Genomic DNA, 22,253 nt, shown 5'->3' with positions numbered 1-22,253 from the left:
GGCGGGACCCCGGGGTCCCGCCTCCGCCGTCGTCGGTCAGCCCCGCTCGCCGGTGAGCAGGTCCAGCGACCTGCTCAGCTGCTCCCAGCCCTTGGCGCGCTTGGTGCCCCGGTTGCGGGCGTGGACCAGCGGCTTCCAGAACCCGGCGTTCAGCAGGTCCTCGGCGCGCACCGCGGTGGTGCGGCCGAGGATCGACTCCGGCACCTTCTGCGGGTCGGGGACCTCGAACTCGGCCATGATCTCGTCGTACTTGTCCTGCAGCACCGTGTTGGTCGGGTCGGCGCCGAAGACCAGCAGCTGTCCGGTGGGCTGGGTGTCGACCAGCACGGTCCTCAGGTCGGGCCGGTAGCGCTGAAGGATCTCGACGACCTTGTAGACGTCGCCGGTCCACGCGTTGGTGTGCCGGTCGCGCGCCGCCTCGTCGACGTTGCGCGGCAGCATGTCGTCGAGGACGACGACACTGGCCCAGTCGGAGTGCTTCTCGACGTTGATGAAGTCCCGCAGGGCGTACTCGAAGAGGTGCATGCCGTCGATGAACGACAGGTCCAGCGTGACGTCCTGCCAGTAGCCGAACGGGCTGCGGTTGCGGGCGAGGTTGCGCAGCGGGTGGCGGCCGCCCTTGAGGTGCCCCAGGGGGTTCTCGCGGGCGAAGAAGTCGTCACTGGTGGCCTTCACCAGGTGGACGTCGCACCGGATCTCCGTGACCACCTTGAAGGCGGGGTCGACGGCGATGCTCGGGACCCGGGAGAGGGTGAGGCTGCGGCCGTCGTTGACGCCGATCTCCAGGTAGTTCCGGTTGGCGCAGGTCTTGTGGAGCTCCCTCAGGAACTCGTGGCGCTTCACGAACAGGACTCCTTGCGGATGAGCGGGAGGGCAACTTGAAGGGCGGCGCGCCAGTCGCGCAGGGGCGGCAGACCGAGCGGCCGCCACCGGTGGTGCGCGAGGGCGCTGTAGGCGGGGCGGGGTGCGGGCCGGGGGAACGCCTCGCTGGTGACGGGGCGTACCCGGGCCGGGTCGGCGTCGAGCAGGCGGAAGACCTCCTGGGCCAGTTCGTGCCAGGTGGCCTCGCCGGAGCTGGTCGCGTGGAAGACGCCGGTGGCGTCCGGGTCGTCCGCGCCGAGCCGGGCGCCGAGGTCGGCGATCCGGCCGGCGACGTCGGCGCTCCAGGTGGGCTGGCCGCGCTGGTCGGCGACGACGTCGAGGGTGTCCCGGCGGGATTCGAGCCGGGTCATGGTGCGCACGAAGTTGCCGCCGTGGACGCCGTAGAGCCAGGCGGTGCGCACGACGGCGCCCCGGCCGGGCAGTTCGTCGAGGACCGCCCGCTCGCCGGCCAGTTTGGTGCGGCCGTAGGCGGTGCGCGGGGCGGTGGGGTGGTCCTCGGGGTAGGGAGCGGTGGCCCGGCCGTCGAAGACGTAGTCGGTGGAGACGTGGATCAGGCGGGCCGTGCCCTGTTCGGCACAGGCCCTGGCGAGGGTGCGGGGGCCGTCGCCGTTGATCCGCAGGGCGGTCGCCTCGTCGGTCTCGGCGTCGTCGACGGCCGTGTAGGCGGCGCAGTTGACGACCACGTCGGGCCGGTGCGCGGCGAGGGCGGCACGGACGTCGTCCTCACTCGTGATGTCGAGTTCGGCGCGGCCGAGGGTCACCGTCTCCTCGCCGCGGCGTGCCAGTTCCTGCGCGGTGTCCCGGCCGAGCATGCCCGCTGCGCCGGTGACGAGCCATCTCATGCGCGCCTCTCCGTACTTCCCGTGCTCCGACGGCCGGTGACGGGCCGGCCGCCCTGACCGCAGGAGCGGCTCACCCGCCGGCCCGCTCCTTCAACGGCTCCCACCAACCCCGGTTCTCGCGGTACCAGTTGACGGTGTCGGCGAGAGAGGCGGGGAAGTCGTGCCGCGGATGGTAGCCGAGTTCGGTACGCGCCTTGCCCCAGTCGACGGAGTAGCGCAGGTCGTGTCCCTTGCGGTCCTCGACGTACTCGACCATGTCCCAGCCGGCCCCGCAGGCCTCCAGGAGCAGGCCGGTGAGCTCCTTGTTGGAGAGCTCGGTGCCGCCCCCGATGTTGTAGATCTCCCCTGCTGAGCCCCGGGTTCGGACGAGTTCGACGCCCTGGCAGTGGTCCTCCACGTGCAGCCAGTCGCGGACGTTGCGCCCGTCGCCGTAGAGCGGCACCTTCCTGCCGTCGAGGAGGTTGGTGACGAAGAGGGGAATCACCTTTTCGGGGAACTGGTGGGGCCCGTAGTTGTTCGAGCAGCGGGTGACCCGGACGTCCATGCCGTGGGTCCGGTGGTAGGCCAGGGCGAGCAGGTCGGAGGACGCCTTGGAGGCGGAGTAGGGCGAGTTGGGCGCGAGGGGGTGGGTCTCCGGCCAGGAACCCGACGCGATGGAGCCGTACACCTCGTCGGTGGAGATGTGCACGAAGGGACCCACTCGGTGCCTCAGGGCGGCGTCCAGCAGGGTCTGGGTGCCGACCACGTTGGTGAGGACGAAGTCCGCGGCGCCGGTGATCGAGCGGTCCACGTGGGACTCGGCGGCGAAGTGGACGACCTGGTCGGCGGCTCCCATCAGTTTGTCCACCAGCTCGGCGTCGCGGATGTCGCCCTGGACGAACTCCAGCCGCGGATGGTCCAGCGGCAGGTTGTCGAGGGTGCCCGCGTAGGTGAGCTTGTCGAGCACGGTGACGCGCAGGTCCTCGGCGCCGTCCGCCAGGAGGTTGCGCACGTAGGTGGACCCGATGAAGCCGGCGGCGCCGGTGACGAGGAGGTTCAGGGAGGTCATGGCTGGATCCGCACCTTGCTGTGGTCGCCGAGGACGAGACGGTGGGCGCTGGGCACGCCAGGCGCCGACTGCGTGGTCACCTCGGCGTGGCGGCCGATCAGGGAGGACTCGATGCGTCCGACGCCCTCGATGGTGGCGTCCCGCAGCAGGATCGAGAACTCCAGCTCGCTGCCGCTGACGGTGCAGTTCTCGCCCACCGAGGTGAACGGTCCGACGTAGGAGTCGTCGATCCGGGTGCCGGCGCCGATGACGGCGGGGCCCACGATCCTCGAGCGGGTCACCCGGGCGCCCGCCTCGATCACGACCCGGCCGACCGTCTCGCTCTCCTCGTCCACCTCCCCGTCGTTGCGCGGCTCCAGCGACTCGAGGACCATCCGGTTGACCTCGAGCATGTCGACCACGTTCCCGGTGTCCTTCCAGTACCCCTGGATGACGGTGGACCGCACGGCCGCCCGGTCGTCGATCAGCCGCTGGATGGCGTGGGTGATCTCCAGTTCGCCTCGCCGGGAGGGCTCGATGGAGCGCACCGCCTGGTGGATCCGCGGCGTGAACAGGTAGACGCCGACCAGCGCCAGGTCGCTCTCGGGCCGCTCGGGCTTCTCCTCCAGGGTCACCACCTGGCCCTCCTCGTCGAGGACGGCGACGCCGAAGGCGCGGGGATCGGGGACCTTGGTCAGCAGGATCTGGGCGTCGGGGCGGCTGGCCCGGAAGTCGTCGACGATGTCGTTGATGCCGCCGACGATGAAGTTGTCGCCGAGGTACATGACGAAGTCGTCCTCACCGAGGAAGTCCCGTGCGATCAGCACCGCGTGGGCCAGCCCGAGCGGCTTCTCCTGCGGGATGTACGTCACCTGGAGGCCGAACCGCGAGCCGTCCCCGACCGCGGCACGGATCTCGTCGGCGGTGTCCCCGACGATCATTCCGACCTCGGTTATCCCGGCGTCGGCGATGGATTCCAGTCCGTAGAACAGCACCGGCTTGTTGGCCACCGGCACGAGCTGTTTGGCCGACGTGTGGGTGATCGGCCGCAGTCGCGTACCGGCTCCACCTGACAGGACAAGAGCCTTCATTCGGTCCACACTAGCCGCGCCCGCCGCCGCCGGGCGGCGAACCGGACGATGCGACGGTCTTTTCCCGCTTCCGCGTGACACGCCGCTCCGCGGGCTCCGCGCCGGGCGAGCGGGTGAGCTGACGGGCAGGTCGACGGGGGCTGACGGGTGGGCGGGCCGACGGAGGGCTGACGGGTGGGCGGAAGAAGCCGAAAGTTTTTCCTCCGTGCCGTACAACCTTCTCCGTCGGTCGGCGGTCGATCAACCCGAGCCGCGTTTTCCGCGCTCCACCACCACGTGTTGGCCATGGCTTCGAAAGTTTCTGTTGACGATGTCAACAGAACAAGCTCCTGGTGTAACCCGACACATTCGTGTAGCGTCTTCCTCGGACGCACCGCCTCGTCGGGGGGCGGGCCGGTGCGCCTCGGGGGGGGGACCTGAGGGGGGATCCCGGGGGGGGATCAGCAGGGGGGCCGACCGGTCCCGGCGTGACCTGGGGGGGACACGCCGGGACCCGGCTCGGACACCGTGGGAGGCTGGGGTCGTGACACCCCCGCCGCGCTCCTTCGACGCCGTTCTCTGCGACCTCGACAACGTCGTCCGTCTCTACGACTTCTCCGAACTCACCTCGCTCGAGCGGGAGTCGGGCCTCGCCGCCGGTCTCACCGCGTCAGTGGCCTACGCGCCCGACCTCGATCTCCCGCTGCTGCTCGGGCGCGTAGGCGTCGGGCGGTGGACGGAGTCCGTCGCCGGGCGGCTGGCCCCCTTCGTGTCTCCCGGCCGGGCCCTCGAACTGGCGCGGGCCATGGCGGACGCGCCGTTCCGCGCGGACCCCGAGGCGGTCGAACTGCTGCGCCGGGCACGGGACCTGGTGCGGCTGGTGATCGTCACCAACGCGACGGCCGGGCTGGAGGGCGAACTGGAGGCCATGGGGATCGGCGACCTCGCCCACCATGTCGTCAACAGCGCGTGGGAGGGCGTCGCCAAGCCCGACCCGGAGATCTACCGGACCGCCTGCCGGCTGGCCGGGGTCGCGCCGGAGCGCTGCCTGTTCGTGGACGACCGGGCGGAGAACACCGAGGCGGCCGCGGCGCTCGGCATGTCCGCCGTGCGGTACCGCTCCGTGGAGGATCTGCGGCAGGCGCTGGAGCCGCTGTTCACCGCTCCCGGCGCGGCAGCGCCCTCGGGGGCCGCCGCCGGTACAGCTCCACGTCGAGCAACGGTTCGGCCCACGTCGTGAGTTGAAGCACCGGTCGGGTCGCGCTCGCGGTGTCGCCCGCGACCGGCCGGGCCACGGCGCGGTCCGCGTGCGCGGCCGGCAGCAGCATGGCCCGGGTGCGGCCGCGCAGGCCGACCCGGAGCAGGTAGCGCAGCCCCTCGATGTCGACCAGGCCGCACTCCCCCGCCGGCCAGTCCACCGGCTCGTCCAGAGGGTCCACCCGCCATCCGGCGTGGCGGGCCGCGTCCATCCAGGCCCCCAGCGCCTGGATCCGGTCCTGCGCCACCGACGTGCTGGGGCGGGTGATGATCTGGATCGGGTCGGGCCTGTGCTCCATCGAATTCCCCCTGCTCACCTGGCCGCTGCGGCCTCTTCCGCGGGCTCCGAACGGTCACGGCACACGGCCGTCCGGATGACGTCCGCCGGCGCCGGTAGCCCGGAGGAGTGCTCTCGCCGAGCGGCGTGTCGCGCCTCGTGCTGGGATCGGTGACGTCGATCGAGACCCGGCGGGAACCGCTCGACGTGTTCCCCGCTGCCGGGCCCCTTCACCTCATCGGGAGCAACCTTGAAGAAGTCGATACGTCGGCTCTGCCGCGCAGGCCTGCCCGTGCTCACGGCGGCCCTCGTCTCCGGCGCGGTGGCGCCGCAGGTCATGGCCGCCGAGGCGGGCACGGACCGGGCCGCCTCGCACGACTGCGACCACTCGTGCGGGGGCGGCGGGGGCGGCAGGCCCGGGCCCGCGGGCCCGGCCGGACCGCAGGGCGAGCCCGGCCCGTCCGGGCCGCAGGGCGAGGCGGGTCCGTCCGGACCGCAGGGCCCGGCGGGCGTCGCCGGTCCCGCGGGACCGGAAGGAGCGGCGGGACCCGCGGGACCGGAGGGTCCGCAAGGGGCGGAAGGCCCGGCGGGACCCGAAGGCCCCCAGGGCGAAACGGGCGAGCAGGGCCCTCCCGGTGAGGTCTCCGAGACCACGAGCCCGTCGGCGTCCGACACCCTCGACCCCGGTGAGACGGCCACGATCACGGCCTTCTGCGGGGACGGGACCACCGTCACCGGCGGCGGCTACGTCACGGAGTCCGCCGCGTCCCCGCCCCTGGTCGTCCTCTCGAGCGAGGCGACCTCGCCGACCACCTGGGCGGTGACCTTCCGGAACACCGGCATGGCCAGCACCGTGGCCACGGTCGAGGCCGTCTGCCTGGAGCTCTCTCCGCCTCCGACCCCGTGACGCCGGGCGGCCCTCCCTCCGGCGCGCCGGACGAGTGAGCACGCCGCCCGCCCCGAGCAACCGGCCGGCCCCGGACCGCACGCCGCGGTCCGGGGCCGTCCCGCGCCGACCGCTCTGCTAACCGGGGGCCAGCGCCCCGTTGCCCAGCCCCTCGCCCGCCAGTTCGGCGATCCGCGCCGTGAGGTCGGCGATCTCGCGGGCAGAGGTCTCGAACTCGCGCAGGGTGCGGAACGCCGCCCCGTACCGGCGTTGCTCGTCGATGTCCATCTGCGGCACCCGCGCACCCCGCCCGTCGAGGCGGAACGTCCCGCTGAGCGAGGTGGAGCGGCGGACATTGGCCGACGAGCGCAGGAAGCCGCGTAGGTAGTCGGTGTCCAACTGCTCGCTGGTCGAGACGGGTTCGTCGGCCCCGTGGCTGACCAGCCCGGCCCGCGCGAGTTCGGCGACGCTCACGGTGGATCCCTCCAGGGAACCGGGCCCCCGCCCCTCCGCGAGTGCGGGCAGCAGCAACCCGAGCCGTGTCAGTCTCTCGTCCAGCTGCCGCCGCAGTTCCTGGTACTCGGCGGCGAAGTCGCGGGTGGAGTCCTCGACATGGCGCCCCGGGGTGAGGTCGACGGCGTCGTCGAGCAGGTCGATCAGGGCGATCTCCGCCGTCTGGGCCGGTCCGGGTTCCAGCGGTCCGTCCGGATCCTCGGCGGTGAGGTCGACCATCCGCACCGCGGCGGCGGTGTCGCCGGGCCCCGTGGGGCGGCGCAGGTGCCAGAGGTGGACGGGCTGGGCGTGCGAGGCGGCGGTGCCCGGGGCGAGCGCGGTGACCTGGGTGAGGATGCCGCGCCGGACCAGTTCGGCCCTGATGCGGCGGCCCGCCTTGCGGTAGGCGACCGAGGCGGGCATCACCATCAGCACCCGGCCGCCGGGGGCGGTGTGCGCGTACGCGTGCTGAAGCCAGGCGAGTTCGCTCTCCGCCCGGGACGGCGTGCCCAACTCCCAGCGGCGGTCCAGCAGGAGCTGTTCCCGGCCCCAGTCGGTGTCCCCGACGGGCGGGTCGCAGACGACCAGGTCGGCCTTGAGTTCCGGCAGCCGGTCCTCGCGCAGCGAGTCCCCGACCGCGATCTCCACTCCGGCGCGGCCCGTCAGGTCGGCCCTCAGCTGGGCGAAGCGCGCGCTGTCCGGGTCGATCTCCTGCCCGAGGCGCCGCGGTCCGCGTTCGGGTCCCACGCGCAGGAGCAGGGTGCCGATCCCGCAGGCCGGGTCGAAGACCACGGCGTCCTTGGCCACGCGTCCGGCGAAGTGGCGCACGGCCCGCACCACGCGGGCGGTGGTGACCTGGTCGGACGCGGCGCGGCGGACGGAGTCCGTGAAGCGTTCCGCGAGTCCGGTGACCAGGTCGGCGGCGGAGCCGCGGTCGAGCAGGCGCCCCACGAGCCGTACGGCCTCCTCGGGGAGCGGGGTGAGCGCGTCCGGGTCGTCGACGTGCGCGGCCGTGTCGGCGAGGGCGGTGACCATGTCGTCGCCGTAGGCGCCGCGGAGGGTCTGCCAGAGCCTGACCTCCTCGGAGACGTCCTGCCCCTTGCGCTGGCGCTCCAGCCAGGAGCGGATCTCGGCGAGGGCGAAGAGCGGACTGTTGGGGCCGCCCCCGGCCGGTTCGGGGAAGTCGTCGTACCGTCTTCGCCAGTTGGAGACGGCGGCGCGGGTGACGCCGGCGAGACGGGCGATCTCCGAGCCGGTCACCAAAGCTCCTGCCGCCTGGCTCCCAGCGCTGTCAGTCATGGCGCACACCGTACACAGCACCGGGGGAACTGTTCAACGAAGGGGCGTTGACACCGTTCACGTGGATTGCTCCGATCGAGTGAAGTGCGCCATAGGGGTGGATGCGGAGGTTTGGCCTCCGCCTGGCCGGTGAGGCGCAGGCGCATGTCAACGGCGACCTCCACCGCTCCGCGGACGCACTCCGCACCGGACAAGGGCCTGGGCGCGCCGGCCTCCCGTGACGCGTTCTTCGACAACGCCAAGTTCCTGGCGATCCTCCTGGTGGCGGTCGGCCACGTCTGGGAGCCGCTGCGGGAGGGCGACCGCGGGGTCCTCGCCCTCTACATGTTCGTCTACGCCTTCCACATGCCGGCGTTCATCGTGGTCTCCGGCTACTTCTCCCGGTCCTTCGACGCCTCGCCGCACCGGGTCCGGCGGCTGGTGACCGGCGTCGTCGTGCCCTACGTCCTCTTCGAGACCGCGTACGCGCTCTTCACCCGCTGGAGCGACGACGACCCCGGACGGCCCGTCACCCTGCTGGACCCCACCTACGTGACCTGGTTCCTGGCGGCGCTGTTCGTCTGGCGGCTGACCGCGCCGCTGTGGCGGTCGCTGCGGTGGCCGCTGCCGGTGGCGCTGGGGGTGGCGATGCTGGCCGCCCTGTCCCCCTCGATCGGCGAGGACCTCGACCTGCAGCGGGTGCTGCAGTTCCTGCCGTACTTCGTCCTCGGGCTCGGTCTGCGGCCGGAGCACTTCGCGCTGGTGCGGCACCCGGTGGTGAGGGTGTTGTCGGTGCCGGTGGCGGTGGCGGGCCTGGCGGCGGCCTGGTGGGCGGTGCCGCGGATGAACTACGCCTGGCTCTACCACAGCAGTGCCGCGCAGCAGCTGGGCATGCCGTGGTGGGCGGGACCGCTGATGACGCTGTTGCTGTTCGGCTGCGGCGTGGCCCTGGTCGTCTGCTTCCTCGCCTGGGTGCCGGCTCGCCGGACGTGGTTCACCGCGCTCGGCGAGGGGACCCTGTACGGCTATCTGCTGCACGGCTTCTTCATGAAGTTCCTCGCCCACACGAGCTTCTACGACCTGCTGCGTCCCTACGGCGGCGCCGGACTCCTCGCGGTGACGGTCCTGGGCGCGCTGGTGGTGACGGCGCTGTGCACGGCGCCGGTGCGGCGGCTGTTCCGGCCGGTGGTGGAGCCGAGGACGGACCGGGCGTTCCGGGAACAGCGCGAGGCCGTCCGGCGCTGACCCGGCCCGCGCGGGAGCGGGAGGCTCCCGCGCGGAAGGCGCGCGGGTCAGGCGAGGGGTGTCCGGGCGGTGACCGCCCAGGTCCGGTGCGGGACGCGCAACGGGTCCCCGGGGAAGCGGTCACGCAGGACGGCGGTGAGCTCGTCGGAGAAGGCGCGCACGCCGTCCTCCGGGAGGCTCGCGCCCACCCCGGCGCTGGCGCGGATCCGGCCCACCCAGTCCTCGGGCCGGTAGGGGACCTCCAGGTCGAAGGAGAAGGTCTCGATGTCCCGGAACCCGGCGGTGGCCAGGTCGGTCAGCCAGCGCGGGTGCAGGCCGGTGCCGCCGGCCATGGACCAGTGCGGGTTGTGGGCGAGGATCAGTTCCTCGGTGGCTGCGACCACGTTGCCGGGCAGCGGCAGCCAGTCGAAGTGGGCGATGACCACGTGGCCGCCCGGGCGCAGCAGCCGCCGGACCTCGGCGGCGGCGCGGGGGGCGTCGAACCAGTGCCAGCACTGTCCGGCCGTGACGATGTCGAAGGCTGCGTCCGGCAGACCGGTGGCCTCGGCGGTTCCCACCCGGTACTCGACGCCCACGCCGGCCTCGGCGTCCAGTCCCCGGGCCTGTTCGAGCAGCGGGGCCGCCGGGTCGACGCCGGTCACCCGGCCGCCCGCCAGCGCCATCAGACGGGCCAGGCTCCCGGTGCCGGTGCCGATGTCCAGGACGTCGCGGCCGGACGGCTCGACGCCGTGGCCGGCCAGACGGGTGACGAGTTCCGGGGGGAATCCGGCGCGGTGGCGTCGGTAGTCCTCGGCGGTGAGCCCGAAGTCCGGGTTGCTCCGGTCGCTGCGCTCCATGGGTGCTCCCTGTGCTGCGAAGACGTTCACACAAGATCGTCCGCCGATCCTCGCGCACGGCTCGGGGGCGGGACAGGACACCTCGTGGAGAGTTGGGTCACAGGGGTGCTGCGGCCCGCGGGGTGGACGTGGTCCGATGGCGTCCATGGACGCCACGACACTGCTGCGGGAGACGCTGACCCTGACGGAGAGGGCGCCCGGGCGGGTGATCCTCGGCATCGCGGGGGCGCCGGGGGCCGGGAAGTCGACCCTGGCCGAGCACCTGGTGGCGGCCGCCGCCGAGCGGCTGGGGCCGGGCGCGGCGGCGTACGTCCCGATGGACGGCTGGCACCTCTCCAACCTCCAGTTGGATCGCCTGGGGCTGACCAACCGGAAGGGCTCCGAGCCGAGTTTCGACGGCTGGGGCTTCGCCGCGCTGCTGCGGCGGCTTCGGGAGGAGGGCGACGAGCCGGTGTACGCGCCCGGCTACTCGCGCACCCTGCACGAGCCGGTGGCGGCGCTCCACGTGGTGGAGCCGGCGGCGCGGCTGGTCGTCACCGAGGGGAACTACCTCGCCGTCGGGGAGGGACCCTGGCCGGCGGCCCGCGCCTGTCTGGACGCGCTGTGGTTCCTGGACACCCCCGAGGCGGTGCGCGAGGAGCGCCTGCACGGGCGGCACACCTCGACCGGCTTCACCGCCGAGGCGGCGCGGGCCTGGGTGGCGGGCAACGACCGGCCCAACGGGGAGCTGGTGACCGCCACCCGGGACGCCTGCGACCGGGTGATCACCGTGGACGGGCCGCTGGATTCTCCGTGAGCGCCCGGCGCGGTCGGCGTCATGCCGGGCGGCGGCCGAAGCGGGCGAGGAGGTGCCAGACCTTCTTGAGCGCCTGCGGATCGTGCTCCCCGGTACGGGCGGCCGCGCCGACGACCGCCGGGTCGATCCTGCCGTCGACGGCGATCCGGACACCGAGTTCGACGAACTCGGGGCCGCGGTAGTCGGGGCGACGTCTCAGTTCGTCGACGTCGAGGACGAATCCGGGGTGCCACTCGACGGGGCAGGGCAGCGCGCGGGCGGCGTCCTCCACCGGTGTGGAGCGGTAGCAGGGGTCCAGGACGAGGGCCTCGACGTCGCGGTCGAAGCGGACCGGGCCGTGGACGTGGGCCTCGACGTAGTGGTCGAGCGCGTCGGCGTCGCGGTCGGCCTCGGCCAGGCCGACCAGCGCCGAGCAGTGGTCGGCGACGCCGAAGTCGGTGGGTTCGGCGGCGCTGTCCGGGTAGCAGAAGGTCGCCCGCCGCAGGGCCGCCGAGGTCAGCCGGAAGTACGAGGACCCGAACCGGGGCGCGGCGCCCATCGGGTCGTGACGGTGGTTCAGCGCGCCGTAGACGGGCCGGTGCGCCGCCTCCACGGCGTCGTAGACCCCGCCGAAGATGCGGCTCTCCCACCGCCACCGGTCGCCGCCGGGATGTGCCGTCAGGCCGCCGTTGCTGGTGCCGGTCACGAACTGGGAGAGGTAGACCCCGTCCTCGGCCATCGCGGCGAGGACCGGCGCGCCGCCGGGCAGCAGCCGGTCGGGGTGGAAGTGCGCGGTGACGCGCGTGCCCGCAGCGAGCGGCCCGCCCGCCGCCCGGGCGGCGACGTGCCGCAGCGCCGCCTCGTGCACGGTGGTGCCGGCGTCCGTGGTCATGCCCGCCAGTCTGCCCAGCCGGGGCGCGCCACGTCAGCCGGATTTCCCGACGGCTCCGCGAGGACCGGCACCCTGGTCGGGGAGGGGTCCCGGTATCTTCCCGGTTCATGACCGCGTCCCGTTACCGCTACCGCTACGTCGGTCCGGAGGAGCTGAGGGCCCTGGCCCGGCCCGGGCGCGGGGGCCGGGCGTTGCGAGGGCCGGAGGATCTGCGGGAGGCGGAGGCCGGTGAGGTGTTCACGTACGTGGTGGACCTCGACGGGGTGATGCGGCTGGCCCCGCGACGCAGCGAACACGTGGTCTGCGCGGGCGGGGAGCCGGTGCTCGGGGCCGGGGAGATCTCCTTCCGGCCGGCCGGCACGGGGAGCTGGGCGGTGGCGGAGGTCGGCAACCTGTCGACGGGCTACTGCCCGGACCTGGCCTCCTGGTCCGCGGTGGCGACGGCGCTGGACCGGGCCGGGATCCGCCGCCCGGACGGCTTCACGGAGCCGGTGGTGTTCCGGTGGTGTCCGGGGTGCGGGCAGGCCCAGGTCGTGCGGGACGCGCACTTCGTGTGCGTGTTCTGCGACGCGGACCTGCCCCCGGAGTGGAACGGCGGCCTGACGGGGTCTCAGTAGAGCTTGGCGACCGAGGTCCGGGCGGTGTTACGGAAGGCGGTGACGGGCGCGTCCTTGAAGCGGCCCATCTGGCCCCACTGGACCACCGTCACGGTGCGGTCGTCGCGGCCCACCGAGAAGAGGTGGACGTCCCGGGTGTACTCGGTGGTGACCTGGACCGCGTACAGCCGGGCGCCCTCCTCCACGTTGAGGCGGCCGAGGTCGCGGACCGTGGCGTCCACGTCCGGGTACTGCGCCTCGGTCCGCGCCGCGCACTGCCGCACGCTGCGCCGCAGCAGTTCGGCCAGGCCCTTGGCGGAGGCGCGGTCCTTCTCGACGACGGTCACCTGGCGGGCATTGGCGTCCAGGTCGGTCCAGAACTCCCGGTACCGCGAGGTCGCCCCGGGGAGCGCCTGGCCGTAGCAGAAGGGCACCGGGTCGGGCACGCCGGCCGTGACCGCGCCCGCGTACCAGTCGGACGAAGGGTGCGGCGGGAGGTCGGCGGGGGCGAGGAAGCGGGGCGTCGAGGCCGCGGTGGCGGCGGTCGCCGTGGTGGCGGGAAGGGTCAGGGCGATCGCCGTGGCGGTGACCACGGCTGCGGTGCTGCGGCGCATGCGGGTGCCTTCTCTCTCGAGCACGGGTGCTGCGGGTCCCCCGCGCGCCGGGCGGCCGTTGCCCGAGGTGCCGGCCGGCGGACGATGTCCCCTTTCCCCTGATACGACAGCCGGAAGGGGGACATGGTTGCACCGGACGGCGCGTTCCACCCGAACCGCTTACAGCCGCGTCCCGTCCAGCACCCGCAGCAGCCAGCGCGCGGCCGCCGGACGCTCCCCGGGCGCCGCGCCCGCCTCGGCGTTGCTCGGGAAGAGCCGCCCCCAGGCGGCGGCGCGGGTCAGTGCCGCCAGCCGCAGGGCCAGGTCGAGGCCGCGCCGCAGTTCGGCGGAGGTGCGGCCTGGGCCGGTCCACGCCTCCAGGTAGGCGTCGCGGAGCCTGGGCAGCGTGGCGTCGCCGTGCCGGCGGCGGAAGATCCGGGAGGTGACCAGCAGGCTGCAGAACGGGTGGGTGACGGAGGAGTCGCCCCAGTCGAAGAAGGTGTAGCGGCCCGGTTCCGGCCGGAGGATCTGGGCGTCCTGGAGGTCGGAGTGGTCGAGGGTGTCGGCGATCCCCAGCGCGGCGAGTTCCGTGCTCGCCCCGTCGATCAGCGGCCGGGCCGCCTCCAGCCGGGCGCGCTCGGCCGTGTCCAGGTGGACGGCGTTCTCGGCCAGCAGCCGCTCGAACAGCGCGGGCAGCGCGGCGGTGCGCGCCTCGGGCAGGCCCGCCGCGGTGAGTTCGGCGGTGTGACCGGTGAGGGTCTGCTGCACCTGGGCGTAGAGGGGCAGGATCTCCTCCCAGATACGGGTCGCCTCCCCGGCGTCGGCCCCGGCGAGGACGTCGGCCAGGACCGGGCCCCCGTCGGGCAGCAGCGACCAGCCGCGGCCGGCGTCGACGGCGAGCGGACGGAGCACGCGGCCGGGCACCCGGCGGTCCAGCGCGAGGGCCAGGCCCGCCTCGAAGCGGCTCGCGGGCGGGTTGGCCTTGAACCAGACCCGCGACCCGTCGTCGGTGGGGATCCGGACCAGGACGGACCACGGACGCAGCCGGGCGGTCCGCTTCCCGGCCGGGCGCAGGCCGTGCGCCGCCAGCCCTTCGGCGGTGAAGGCCTCCGCCGCTGTGCGCCAGGCGGCGTCGCCCCAGGGGGTGACGGCGTCCGGCCAGTCGCCCCGGTCGATGTCGGTGTCCGTCGTCGTGTGCCGCATGAGGTCATTGGATCAGCTGGACACGCCGCGCGACCAGCGTTTTCTCCCCGCCGACAGCGAGGGCGCGCGGTCGCGGCCCGCCCCTGGCGCCGGTGGCGCGGGGCGGTGGACGCGGAGTGTTGGTGCCCCGATCCGCCGGTGGGCTGCGCCTACCCTTCAGCGTTCGTGTCGGCTGATCGTCGGACACCGCTGGACGGCAATCCCGCAGGCGGGCGGTCCGGGGCAGGAGAGCAGACGTATGAGGTGCGAGGTTCGGGCGATCACCCGCGAGGAGCATCTGGACTTCGTCCGGGCGCGGCCGTCGGTGAGCCATCTGCAGGTCCCCGCCTGGGGCGACGTCAAGGAGGACTGGCAGCCGCGGAACCTGGGCTGGTTCGACGGGGAGGGACGACTGGTGGGGGCGGGGCTCGCGCTGCTGCGGGCGATGCCCGGCATCGGCCGCTCGCTGGCCTACCTCCCGGAGGGCCCGGTGGTGGACTGGGACGACTCCGAGCTGGCCGAGGGGTGGCTGCGGCCGATGCTGGACCACCTGAAGGGTCTGGGCGCGTTCAGCGTGCGGCTGGGTCCGCCGGTGGTGTCCCGACGGTGGAGCGCCGAGCGGGTCAAGGAGGCGGTCGCCGACCCGGCGGCGCACCGGCTGGCGGACGCGGAGCCGTCCGCGCGCGAGGAGCGGGCCGACGAGGTCGCCGAACGGCTGGGGCGGTCCGGCTGGCGGCGCTCGGGCGAGGGCGGCTCGGGCGGCTTCGCCCTGGGGCAGCCGCGGTACGTCTTCCAACTGCCGCTCGCCGGACGGACGCTGGAGCAGGTCCAGAACGGCCTGAACCAGCAGTGGCGGCGCAACGTGAAGAAGGCCGAGAAGGCCGGGGTCAAGGTCGTCGAGGGGGACGGCGAGGACCTGGGGACCTTCCACGAGCTCTACCTGGAGACCGCGAAGCGCGACGGGTTCACCCCCCGCCCGCTGGGTTACTTCCGCCGCATGTGGGACGCGCTGCGCGCGGAGGACCCGGGCCGGATGCGCCTGTACCTGGCGTCGCACGACGGGGAGACGCTGGCCGCGGCGACCATGCTGACGGTGGGTGAGCACGTCTGGTACTCCTACGGCGCCTCCACCACACGCCACCGCGAGGTGCAGCCGAGCAACGCGCTGCAGTGGCGGATGATCTGCGACGCCCACGAGCGCGGCGCCGCGGTCTACGACCTGCGCGGGATCACCGACACCCTGGAGGAGGACGACCCGCTGCTCGGTCTGCTCCGCTTCAAGGTGGGCACCGGAGGCGAGGCCGTGGAGTACCTCGGCGAGTGGGAGTACCCCCTGAACAAGGCCCTGCACAAGGCTTTTGAGGTGTACATGGCCGCACGGCGATGACCGCCGGGTAAAAAAACTTACCTCTGACAGGTCGTCGACGCTCTCATCCTTGGTCAACTTGATGTGACAAGTGGGCGATTGTCAGAAATCTGTGATCAACTTCTCCTCACAGTTCGGTCACCAGCAGGCAAGTCGAGACACACAACATCCCTATAGTGTCCCCGAGTTGCCGCCCTGCTGCCCCTGGCCCGCTGAGGAGTACGCCGATGAGACCTACCCGAGCTCGCTCGGCCATGTTCGTCTGGGGAGTGACGACCGGCGCGCTGGCAGGCGTCGTGGCGTTCGCCGCCCCGGCCGAGGGCCAGGGGTTCGTCTGGGCCGTCGGCGGGGCCGCCCTGGTGACGGTCACCTCCGGGCTCGCCGCCTGGTTCCGCGGCCGTGAACGGCTCGCCCGTGAGCGGTACGCCGAACTCGAGGCGGACGCAGTGCGGTTCGCGGACACCACGCTGCCGGCGGCGCTCGCCCGCGTCGCCGAGGGCGCCACCGCCGAGCGGGTGCTGGCCGAGTTCACCCGGACCGGCAGACGGGCGGCCCTGGCCCCCGCCCGGCCCGAGCAGGTGCGGGCGCTCCAGCAGGCCGTCCGGGCGCTGGGCCGCAGCGAGGCCCGCCGGGCCGCAGCGCTGGCCGCCTGCGCCAACGCCGCCGGCCGCATGCAGGCCATGTCCACCTCCACCCTCGCCGAACTGCGGGAGATGGAGGAGCGGCACAACGACGGCGACGTGCTGGCCGACCTGCTGCACGTCGACCACCGCACCGCGCAGGCCGGCCGGCTGGCGGACTCCATCGCGGTGCTCAGCGGCGCCCGCTCCGGACGCCGCTGGGCGCGTCCCATCGCCATGGAGTCGGTGCTGCGCGGCGCGATGGGCCGTATCGCGGGCTACCAGCGGGTGCGCCTGAGAGCCGTTCCGCCGAGTCTGTCCGTGGCGGGTCACGCCGCCGAGGGCGTGATGCACGTGCTGGCCGAACTCCTCGACAACGCCTGCAACTTCAGCCCGCCCAGCACCGAGGTCCACACCTACGTCAGCGAGGTGCCGGCCGGTCTGCTGGTCACCGTCGAGGACAGCGGCCTGACCATGAGCGACTCGGCCCTGCGCCGCGCCGAGCACGCGGTCTCCGGGGACACCCCCGACCTGTCGGCGCTCACCGGCACCCGGCTCGGTCTGGCCGTCGTCGGGCAACTGGCCCGCAAGCACGACCTCACGGTCTCCTTCCGCCCCTCCGCGACGGGCGGCACCGCGGTGCTGGTGCTCGTCCCCCGCCACCTGATCTCCCGGACCGACGAGCCCGCGCCCGCCGCGGTCGCCGAGGCCTCCGCCACCGCCCCGGCCTCCGCCGCCCCCGAGCCGGCCGCCGCACGCCCGGCCGGCGGAGCGATCCCCAGCCAGCGCACTCCCGCCGGCCCCAGGACCACGGCCGGCCCCGACGCGCTCCCGCGGCGCCGGTCGGCGGACCGCGGGACACCCGGCGCGGGCTCCCCGGCCGCGGCGCCCGCCGCGCCCGCGACCTCCGCCACGGGACCCGACGCCCCCTCCTCGGGCTCAGGCGCCACGCTCCCCCGGCGCCGTCGCGGCCAGACCTTCGCCGCCGCCCACCCCGGCGGCCTGCCGAACACCCCGGGCGCCGCCCCGGACGGCGGCGACCGGCCCGCGCCCTCGCCCCGACCCGCCGCACACGCTGCGCGGTTCCACGCCTTCCGGCAGGCCGTCACGGGCCAGGCCGGTGAGAAGAGCACCACCCCCCGCGCGTCCGACTCGGCGACAGCCGAGGACAGGTAATCCCGCGACCCCCTCCCGCGAGCGCCGACACCCGAGGAATCCACCGATGACCCACGACCACAGTCGAATCGCCGAGCTGACATGGCTCCTGGAAGGCCTGCTCGAACGCACCCCGGGAGCGCGCCACGCGCTGGTGCTCTCCCGGGACGGTCTGAAGCTGTGCCACTCCCCCGAGCTCACCGTCGACCAGGCCGACCAGCTGGCCGCGATATCGGCGGGGATCCAGTCCCTCGCCCAGGGCGCCTCCGCCGAGTTCGGCAGCGGCGACGGCGGCGTACGGCAGTCCATGACGGAGTTCCACGGCGGCCTCCTGTTCATCGTGGAGGCCGGGGCCGGCGCCCACATCGCGGTCGTCGCCCAGGAGGACGCCGACCCCGGGCTGGTCGGGCACACCATGCAGGAGCTGATCGAGCAGCTCGGAGAGCACCTGAGCACGCCGCCCCGGGAGGCGACCGGCGAGGCCGTGAAGGCCGCCTCGTCGTGAACCGACCGGGGACCGACGACCGGCCGGACCGGCTGTACACCCTCACCTCGGGGCGCAGCCGGCCCTCCCGGGAGGACCTGGACCTGGTGACGCTGATCGTCGCCGAGAGCGGACCGGCGGCCGGGCTGTCGTCGGAGCTGGCGGCGATCCTGCGTCTGTGCGTCCACCCCACCTCGGTGGTCGAGATCTCCGCCGAGCTCGGCCTGCCCGTGTCCATCACGAAGATCCTCGTCTCGGATCTTCTGGACGCGGGCCGGGCCACCGCCCGTCATCCGCGGTACACCGCCTCCGGCCGTCCGGAGCTGGACCCCGCCACACTGGAGAAGGTGCTCGTTGGACTCCGCGCTCTCTGAATCACGGCCCGTGCCCGACGGGCCGCGCGCTCCGCTCGGCGACCGGGCCAGCAACGGCCTCAAGATCGTCGTCGTGGGCGGCTTCGGTGTCGGCAAGACCACCATGGTCCGTTCGGTCAGCGAGATCCGTCCCCTCAACACCGAGGAGACGATGACGCGCGCCGGGGTCCCCACCGACGACACCAGCCACGTGCCGGAGAAGACGTCGACCACGGTCGCCTTCGACTTCGGGCGGATCACGCTGGACGAGGAGACCGTCCTCTACCTGTTCGGCGCTCCCGGGCAGGAACGTTTCTGGTTCCTGTGGGACCGGCTGTTCGCCGGCACCATCGGCGCGGTGGTCCTGGTCGACGACCGACGTCTCGACGAGTCCTGGTACGCGATCGACCGGCTGGAGCACCACGGCACGCCGTTCATCGTGGCCCGCAACGACTTCGGGGGTCCGCGGCACAGCCTGGAAGACGTCCGGGAGGCGCTCGACCTGGACCCGCGCGTCCCCCTGATCGACTGCGACGCCCGGTCCCGGCATTCCAGCAAGCAGGTCCTGCTGACGCTGGCCGAGCACCTGCAGACCCTCCATGGGGCCCACGCCGCGGCCCCCGTCCGGTGAGGCCGAGATGAACACATCAGCCCAGACCTCCGCGCAGGGCGGCGTCTGCCCCGTCGACCTGCTGGCGGACGAGCGTTTCCACACCGCGCCGCACGACCAGTACCGGGACATGCGGGCCCGCTACGGTCCGGTGGTGCCGGTGGAGTTCGCCGGCTTCCCCGCCTGGCTGGTGATCGGCTACCGGGAGCTGCACCAGGTCACCAGCGACCCGGAGCTCTTCCCGCGCGACGCCGGCCTGTGGAACCAGTGGCCGAACGTGCCCGCCGACTGGCCGCTGCGTCCGATGCTGGGCGAGCGCGTGCCGTGCGTGTACTTCACCGTGGGCGAGGAGCACCGGCGTCACACCCGCTTGGTGAACTCGGTGCTCGAGCAGACCGACGCCTTCGAACTCCGGCGTGAGACCGAGGAGTTGGCGGACCGGCTGATCGACGCGTTCTGCGGGCGCGGGAGCGCCGACCTGGTCGACGAGTTCGCCGTGGCGCTGCCGATCCTCACGCTGGCCCGGCTCGCCGGTTTCGCCGACGAGGACGGTCCGCGCATCGCCCGCATCATCCAGCGGCTCTCCGACGCCGGCCCGGACGCCACGAAGGCGAACGACGAGTTCGGGGCGAGCATGCTGGACCTGCTGAACTCCAAGCGCAAGGAGCCGGGCCCGGACATCGCCTCGCGGATCCTCGGGTTCGACAACTCCCCGGACACGCCGTTCACCGAGGAGGAGATGGTCTGGGACCTGCGGGCCATCGTGGCCGCCGGGTACCTCCAGACCACCGACTGGATCGGCAACTCGATCCGGCTGATGCTCACCGACGTCCGCTTCGCGACCGCGCTGGGCGGGGCGCGGCACAGCATCGCGCAGGCCATGAACGAGGTGCTCTGGGAGGACACCCCCTCCCAGATGCTGCCCAACCGGTGGGCCGCCCGCGACACCACGCTGGGCGGGCGGGTGATCCGCGCCGGCGACCTGATCCTGCTGGGCTACGGCGGCGCCAACCTGGACCCGCACGTCCGCCAGGACCTGACGGCCGGCCGGACCGTGGTCGCGGCCGGCAACAGCGCCCATCTCTCTTTCAGCCACGGCGAGTTCCGCTGTCCCTTCCCCGCCCAGGAGATCGCCGAAATCATCGCGCGGACCGGTATCGAGGTGCTCCTCGACCGGCTGCCCGACCTCGAACTGACGGTCCCTGCCGAGTCCCTGGTGCGCCGCCCCTCCCCGTTCATGCGGGGGTTCACGTCGCTGCCAGTGCGTTTCACCGCCGTCCGGACCGTTGGAGACTACTCATGAAGTGCCCTCACACCGGCGCCGTCGCCGCCGAGCCCTCCGCCGAACCCCTGGTGATCGACCCGATGGTGCGGGACCTGGACGGCGAGACCGCGCGTCTGGTCGCCTCCGGTCCCGTCGTGCCGATCGAGCTGCTGGGCGTGCCCGCCTGGTCGGTGACCCGGCACGCCGTGGCCCGTGACCTGCTGATGGACCCGCGCCTGGTCAAGGACCTGAACGCGTGGCGGCTGTGGCAGGAGGGGGTCGTCACCCGGGAGTGGCCGCTGATCACCATGATCGACGCCGGCCGGTCCATGTTCACCGTGGACGGCGCCGACCACCGCCGGCTGCGCACCAAGACCGCGCAGGCCCTCACGCCCCGGCGCATCGAGGCGGTGCGCGAGGACATCGTCGCCTTCACCCACGAGCTGCTGGACGCCATGGAGGAGGCCGGCCGGGACGGCTCCCCGGTGGACATGAAGGCGGTGTTCGCCCAGCCGCTGCCCATGCAGGTGGTGTGCCTGCTGCTCGACGTCCCCGTGGAGAGCCAGCCCTGGCTGGCGGACGGGTACAAGCGCTTCTTCTCCATGCTCACCCCGCACGAGGAGCGGCTGGAGATCCTGGAGACCTTCGACCGGTGGTACCTCGAGCTCATCCGCGAGCGGAAGGCGAACCCGGGCGACGACCTGCTCAGCGCGCTGATCCACAGCGAGGAGGGCGGCGAGCCGCTGAGCGAGGACGAGGTGCTGGGCAACCTCAAGGCGCTGGTGGCGGCGGGCCACGAGACCACCATCGACCTGATCACCAGCGCGACCCGTGCCCTGCTGAACCACCCCGACCAGCTGGCGCTGGTGCTCGCGGGCAAGGTGTCGTGGGAGACGGTGATCGAGGAGACCCTGCGCTGGGACCCGGCCAACACCCACCTGCTGATGCGGTTCCCCACCGAGGACCTCACCGTCGGCGACACGGTGATCCCCAAGGGCGACGGAGTGGTCATGTCCTACCGGGCGATCAACCGGGACCGCGAGCAGCACGGCGCCGACGCGGACGCCTTCGACCTCACCCGCGCGACGCCGATCCGTCACATGGCCTTCGGCCACGGCCCGCACATCTGCCCCGGGGCGGCGCTGTCCCGGCTGGAGGCGGCCATCGCCCTGCCGGCGCTGTTCGAGCGGTTCCCGGGCATGCGGGCGGCGCTGCCCGACGGGGAGATCCAGAACCTCCCCGTCATGACGCAGAACGACCTGGCGGCGTTCCCGGTGTTCATCGCCTGACGCCCGGTCCGTCACCGGAGCCCCGGCCCGCGGCCTTCCCGCCGAGGACCGGGGCTCCGGCGTACCGGACCTCCTCCCGGGAGGTGACCAGCGCGCCGAAGCGGTGGGCCACCGTGCGCCAGACCTCGGCCGCGGCGGCCTCGTCGCGCTCTGCGCGGGCGAGCAGTTCGGCGTGGTCGAAGCCGTTGCGGGCGAGTCGCTCGGGGTTCCAGTGGGCGAGGCGTTCGGCGGCGATCTCCGGGTGGAACTGCACGCCCCAGGCGGACCGGCCGACCCGGAACGCCTGGTGCGGGCAGGTCTCGGAACGGGCCAGCCAGACGGCGGCGGGCGGCAGGGCGGTGACCGCGTCCACGTGGTGCTCGATGGCGGTGACCCGCTCGGGCAGGCCGTGCAGCAGCGGATCGTCGGCGACCGCGCCCGGCAGCAGGGTGAGCGGGGTGCTGCCCGCCTCCGGTGTGCCGTGCTCGGCGCGCACCTCGCCTCCGGCCACCTGGGCGAGGAGCTGACCGCCCAGGCAGATGCCCAGATAGGGCAGGCCGGTCTCCAGCGCCTCCCGGGCCAGGGCGCGGGTGGCCGGGAGCCACGGCGCGCGGAGGTCGTCGTCGGGCATGAAGGGGCCGCCGAGGACCACCAGCGCCGCGTACCGGCCCTCCAGCGAGCGGGGCAGCGCCACTCCGGTGTGGGCCTCGACCACCTCACAGCCGAGCCCGGCCTCGCCCAGCCAGTCCTGGAGCCGGCCGGGGCCGCCGCCGGGGAAGTTCTGCACGACGAGGGCGGTGGGAGCGGGCATGCCTGGTCCTTTCGGTGCCGGATACGGCTGTCGGCGTCGGTGTCCCCCGATCCCTACCCCCGGCGGGGCAGGGTCAGTACCGCCGTCGCCCGGGTCGCGCGCCGCGCCCGGCGGGGAGCCGTGCGGACCGGTGCGCCGACGTCGCGGCGGACGGCTTCTTCCCTCGCGCCGGTGGGCGCTGCCAGGATGGCG

General features: G+C 73.4%; 23 protein-coding genes. 12 read left to right on the top strand and 11 right to left on the bottom strand.

The window, feature by feature from the left end:
- Positions 1 to 36: 36 nt before the first annotated feature.
- The 4 genes from ACFRAV_RS13685 to ACFRAV_RS13670 all read right to left on the bottom strand — a co-directional run bounded on the left by ACFRAV_RS13685 (position 37) and on the right by ACFRAV_RS13670 (position 3,842).
- Positions 37 to 843, bottom strand: coding sequence for a class I SAM-dependent methyltransferase (locus ACFRAV_RS13685; protein WP_382554807.1), 807 nt, complete (start codon positions 841 to 843; stop codon positions 37 to 39).
- Positions 840 to 1,724, bottom strand: a complete 885-nt coding sequence (rfbD, locus tag ACFRAV_RS13680) for a dTDP-4-dehydrorhamnose reductase (RefSeq protein WP_382554804.1) — start codon at positions 1,722 to 1,724, stop codon at positions 840 to 842. Before rfbD ends, ACFRAV_RS13685 begins: the two co-directional genes overlap by 4 nt.
- A 70-nt stretch (positions 1,725 to 1,794) precedes the next feature.
- Complete coding sequence (rfbB, locus tag ACFRAV_RS13675) at positions 1,795 to 2,763, bottom strand: dTDP-glucose 4,6-dehydratase (RefSeq protein ID WP_382554822.1); 969 nt, start codon at positions 2,761 to 2,763, stop codon at positions 1,795 to 1,797.
- Between the two features lie 5 nt (positions 2,764 to 2,768).
- Positions 2,769 to 3,842 carry a glucose-1-phosphate thymidylyltransferase gene (locus ACFRAV_RS13670; RefSeq protein WP_382554802.1) on the bottom strand — a complete coding sequence of 358 codons (1,074 nt, stop codon included), beginning with the start codon at positions 3,840 to 3,842 and terminating at the stop codon, positions 2,769 to 2,771.
- Between the two features lie 523 nt (positions 3,843 to 4,365).
- Between ACFRAV_RS13670 and ACFRAV_RS13665 the strand changes: the two genes are divergently transcribed.
- Positions 4,366 to 5,061, top strand: a complete 696-nt coding sequence (locus ACFRAV_RS13665; RefSeq protein WP_382554799.1) for an HAD-IA family hydrolase — start codon at positions 4,366 to 4,368, stop codon at positions 5,059 to 5,061.
- On the opposite strand, the gene ACFRAV_RS13660 is transcribed toward ACFRAV_RS13665, so the two are convergent.
- Entirely contained in the window at positions 4,979 to 5,377 is a 399-nt protein-coding gene (locus ACFRAV_RS13660; RefSeq protein ID WP_382554797.1) for a hypothetical protein, read from the bottom strand. The two genes, ACFRAV_RS13665 and ACFRAV_RS13660, sit on opposite strands and share 83 nt — an antisense overlap.
- Before the next feature lie 228 nt (positions 5,378 to 5,605).
- On the opposite strand from ACFRAV_RS13660, the gene ACFRAV_RS13655 reads away from it, so the two are divergent.
- Positions 5,606 to 6,262, top strand: a complete 657-nt coding sequence (locus tag ACFRAV_RS13655) for a hypothetical protein (protein WP_382554794.1) — start codon at positions 5,606 to 5,608, stop codon at positions 6,260 to 6,262.
- A 117-nt stretch (positions 6,263 to 6,379) separates the two neighbouring features.
- Here the strand turns inward: ACFRAV_RS13655 and ACFRAV_RS13650 are convergent, their stop codons facing one another.
- Positions 6,380 to 8,032, bottom strand: a complete 1,653-nt coding sequence (locus ACFRAV_RS13650) for an N-6 DNA methylase (protein ID WP_382554791.1) — start codon at positions 8,030 to 8,032, stop codon at positions 6,380 to 6,382.
- Positions 8,033 to 8,176: 144 nt separating this feature from the next.
- Here ACFRAV_RS13650 and ACFRAV_RS13645 point away from each other — a divergent pair, with 144 nt between their 5' ends.
- Positions 8,177 to 9,256: an acyltransferase family protein gene (locus ACFRAV_RS13645; protein WP_382554789.1), complete on the top strand. Its 1,080-nt coding sequence runs from the start codon at positions 8,177 to 8,179 to the stop codon at positions 9,254 to 9,256.
- 47 nt (positions 9,257 to 9,303) lie between these two features.
- Here ACFRAV_RS13645 and ACFRAV_RS13640 read toward each other — a convergent pair whose 3' ends face one another.
- Positions 9,304 to 10,092 carry a class I SAM-dependent methyltransferase gene (locus ACFRAV_RS13640; protein WP_382554787.1) on the bottom strand — a complete coding sequence of 263 codons (789 nt, stop codon included), beginning with the start codon at positions 10,090 to 10,092 and terminating at the stop codon, positions 9,304 to 9,306.
- 145 nt (positions 10,093 to 10,237) lie between these two features.
- Between ACFRAV_RS13640 and ACFRAV_RS13635 the strand changes: the two genes are divergently transcribed.
- A complete protein-coding gene (locus tag ACFRAV_RS13635; protein ID WP_382554784.1) occupies positions 10,238 to 10,888 on the top strand; it encodes a nucleoside/nucleotide kinase family protein in 651 nt (216 codons plus the stop codon).
- Positions 10,889 to 10,907: 19 nt separating this feature from the next.
- Here ACFRAV_RS13635 and ACFRAV_RS13630 read toward each other — a convergent pair whose 3' ends face one another.
- Positions 10,908 to 11,759, bottom strand: coding sequence for a DUF3626 domain-containing protein (locus ACFRAV_RS13630; RefSeq protein WP_382554782.1), 852 nt, complete (start codon positions 11,757 to 11,759; stop codon positions 10,908 to 10,910).
- 107 nt (positions 11,760 to 11,866) lie between these two features.
- On the opposite strand from ACFRAV_RS13630, the gene ACFRAV_RS13625 reads away from it, so the two are divergent.
- Complete coding sequence (locus ACFRAV_RS13625; RefSeq protein WP_382554779.1) at positions 11,867 to 12,376, top strand: hypothetical protein; 510 nt, start codon at positions 11,867 to 11,869, stop codon at positions 12,374 to 12,376.
- Here the strand turns inward: ACFRAV_RS13625 and ACFRAV_RS13620 are convergent.
- Together ACFRAV_RS13620 and ACFRAV_RS13615 are read right to left on the bottom strand one after the other, a co-directional pair.
- On the bottom strand, positions 12,370 to 12,969 hold the full coding sequence (locus ACFRAV_RS13620; protein WP_382554776.1) for a hypothetical protein: 600 nt from the start codon (positions 12,967 to 12,969) through the stop codon (positions 12,370 to 12,372). The genes ACFRAV_RS13625 and ACFRAV_RS13620 overlap by 7 nt on opposite strands.
- Positions 12,970 to 13,128: 159 nt before the next feature.
- Complete coding sequence (locus ACFRAV_RS13615) at positions 13,129 to 14,151, bottom strand: phosphotransferase (RefSeq protein WP_382554773.1); 1,023 nt, start codon at positions 14,149 to 14,151, stop codon at positions 13,129 to 13,131.
- A gap of 238 nt (positions 14,152 to 14,389) precedes the next feature.
- Here ACFRAV_RS13615 and ACFRAV_RS13610 point away from each other — a divergent pair, with 238 nt between their 5' ends.
- The 7 genes from ACFRAV_RS13610 (at position 14,390) to ACFRAV_RS13580 (ending at position 21,271) form a co-directional block, all read left to right on the top strand.
- Positions 14,390 to 15,517: a lipid II:glycine glycyltransferase FemX gene (locus ACFRAV_RS13610; protein ID WP_382554771.1), complete on the top strand. Its 1,128-nt coding sequence runs from the start codon at positions 14,390 to 14,392 to the stop codon at positions 15,515 to 15,517.
- 206 nt (positions 15,518 to 15,723) lie between these two features.
- Positions 15,724 to 17,292, top strand: coding sequence for a sensor histidine kinase (locus tag ACFRAV_RS13605; protein ID WP_382554768.1), 1,569 nt, complete (start codon positions 15,724 to 15,726; stop codon positions 17,290 to 17,292).
- Positions 17,293 to 17,338: 46 nt separating this feature from the next.
- Positions 17,339 to 17,776, top strand: coding sequence for a roadblock/LC7 domain-containing protein (locus ACFRAV_RS13600; protein WP_351117555.1), 438 nt, complete (start codon positions 17,339 to 17,341; stop codon positions 17,774 to 17,776).
- Positions 17,773 to 18,129 (top strand): DUF742 domain-containing protein, encoded by a 357-nt coding sequence (locus ACFRAV_RS13595; protein WP_351117554.1) that lies wholly within the window; start codon positions 17,773 to 17,775, stop codon positions 18,127 to 18,129. Before ACFRAV_RS13600 ends, ACFRAV_RS13595 begins: the two co-directional genes overlap by 4 nt.
- Complete coding sequence (locus ACFRAV_RS13590; RefSeq protein ID WP_382554765.1) at positions 18,110 to 18,739, top strand: ATP/GTP-binding protein; 630 nt, start codon at positions 18,110 to 18,112, stop codon at positions 18,737 to 18,739. Before ACFRAV_RS13595 ends, ACFRAV_RS13590 begins: the two co-directional genes overlap by 20 nt.
- 7 nt (positions 18,740 to 18,746) lie before the next feature.
- Positions 18,747 to 20,021 (top strand): cytochrome P450, encoded by a 1,275-nt coding sequence (locus ACFRAV_RS13585; RefSeq protein WP_382554762.1) that lies wholly within the window; start codon positions 18,747 to 18,749, stop codon positions 20,019 to 20,021.
- Positions 20,018 to 21,271 carry a cytochrome P450 gene (locus tag ACFRAV_RS13580; protein WP_382554759.1) on the top strand — a complete coding sequence of 418 codons (1,254 nt, stop codon included), beginning with the start codon at positions 20,018 to 20,020 and terminating at the stop codon, positions 21,269 to 21,271. Before ACFRAV_RS13585 ends, ACFRAV_RS13580 begins: the two co-directional genes overlap by 4 nt.
- Here ACFRAV_RS13580 and ACFRAV_RS13575 read toward each other — a convergent pair.
- On the bottom strand, positions 21,261 to 22,061 hold the full coding sequence (locus tag ACFRAV_RS13575; protein WP_382554757.1) for a type 1 glutamine amidotransferase: 801 nt from the start codon (positions 22,059 to 22,061) through the stop codon (positions 21,261 to 21,263). The genes ACFRAV_RS13580 and ACFRAV_RS13575 overlap by 11 nt on opposite strands.
- Positions 22,062 to 22,253 lie beyond the last annotated feature (192 nt).

This window comes from Streptomyces sp. NPDC056600 (genome assembly GCF_042792855.1).
Lineage (GTDB): Bacteria > Actinomycetota > Actinomycetes > Streptomycetales > Streptomycetaceae > Streptomyces.
The sequence above is the reverse complement of the archived record's forward strand: the minus strand, read 5'-3'. Positions and strand labels throughout refer to the sequence as shown.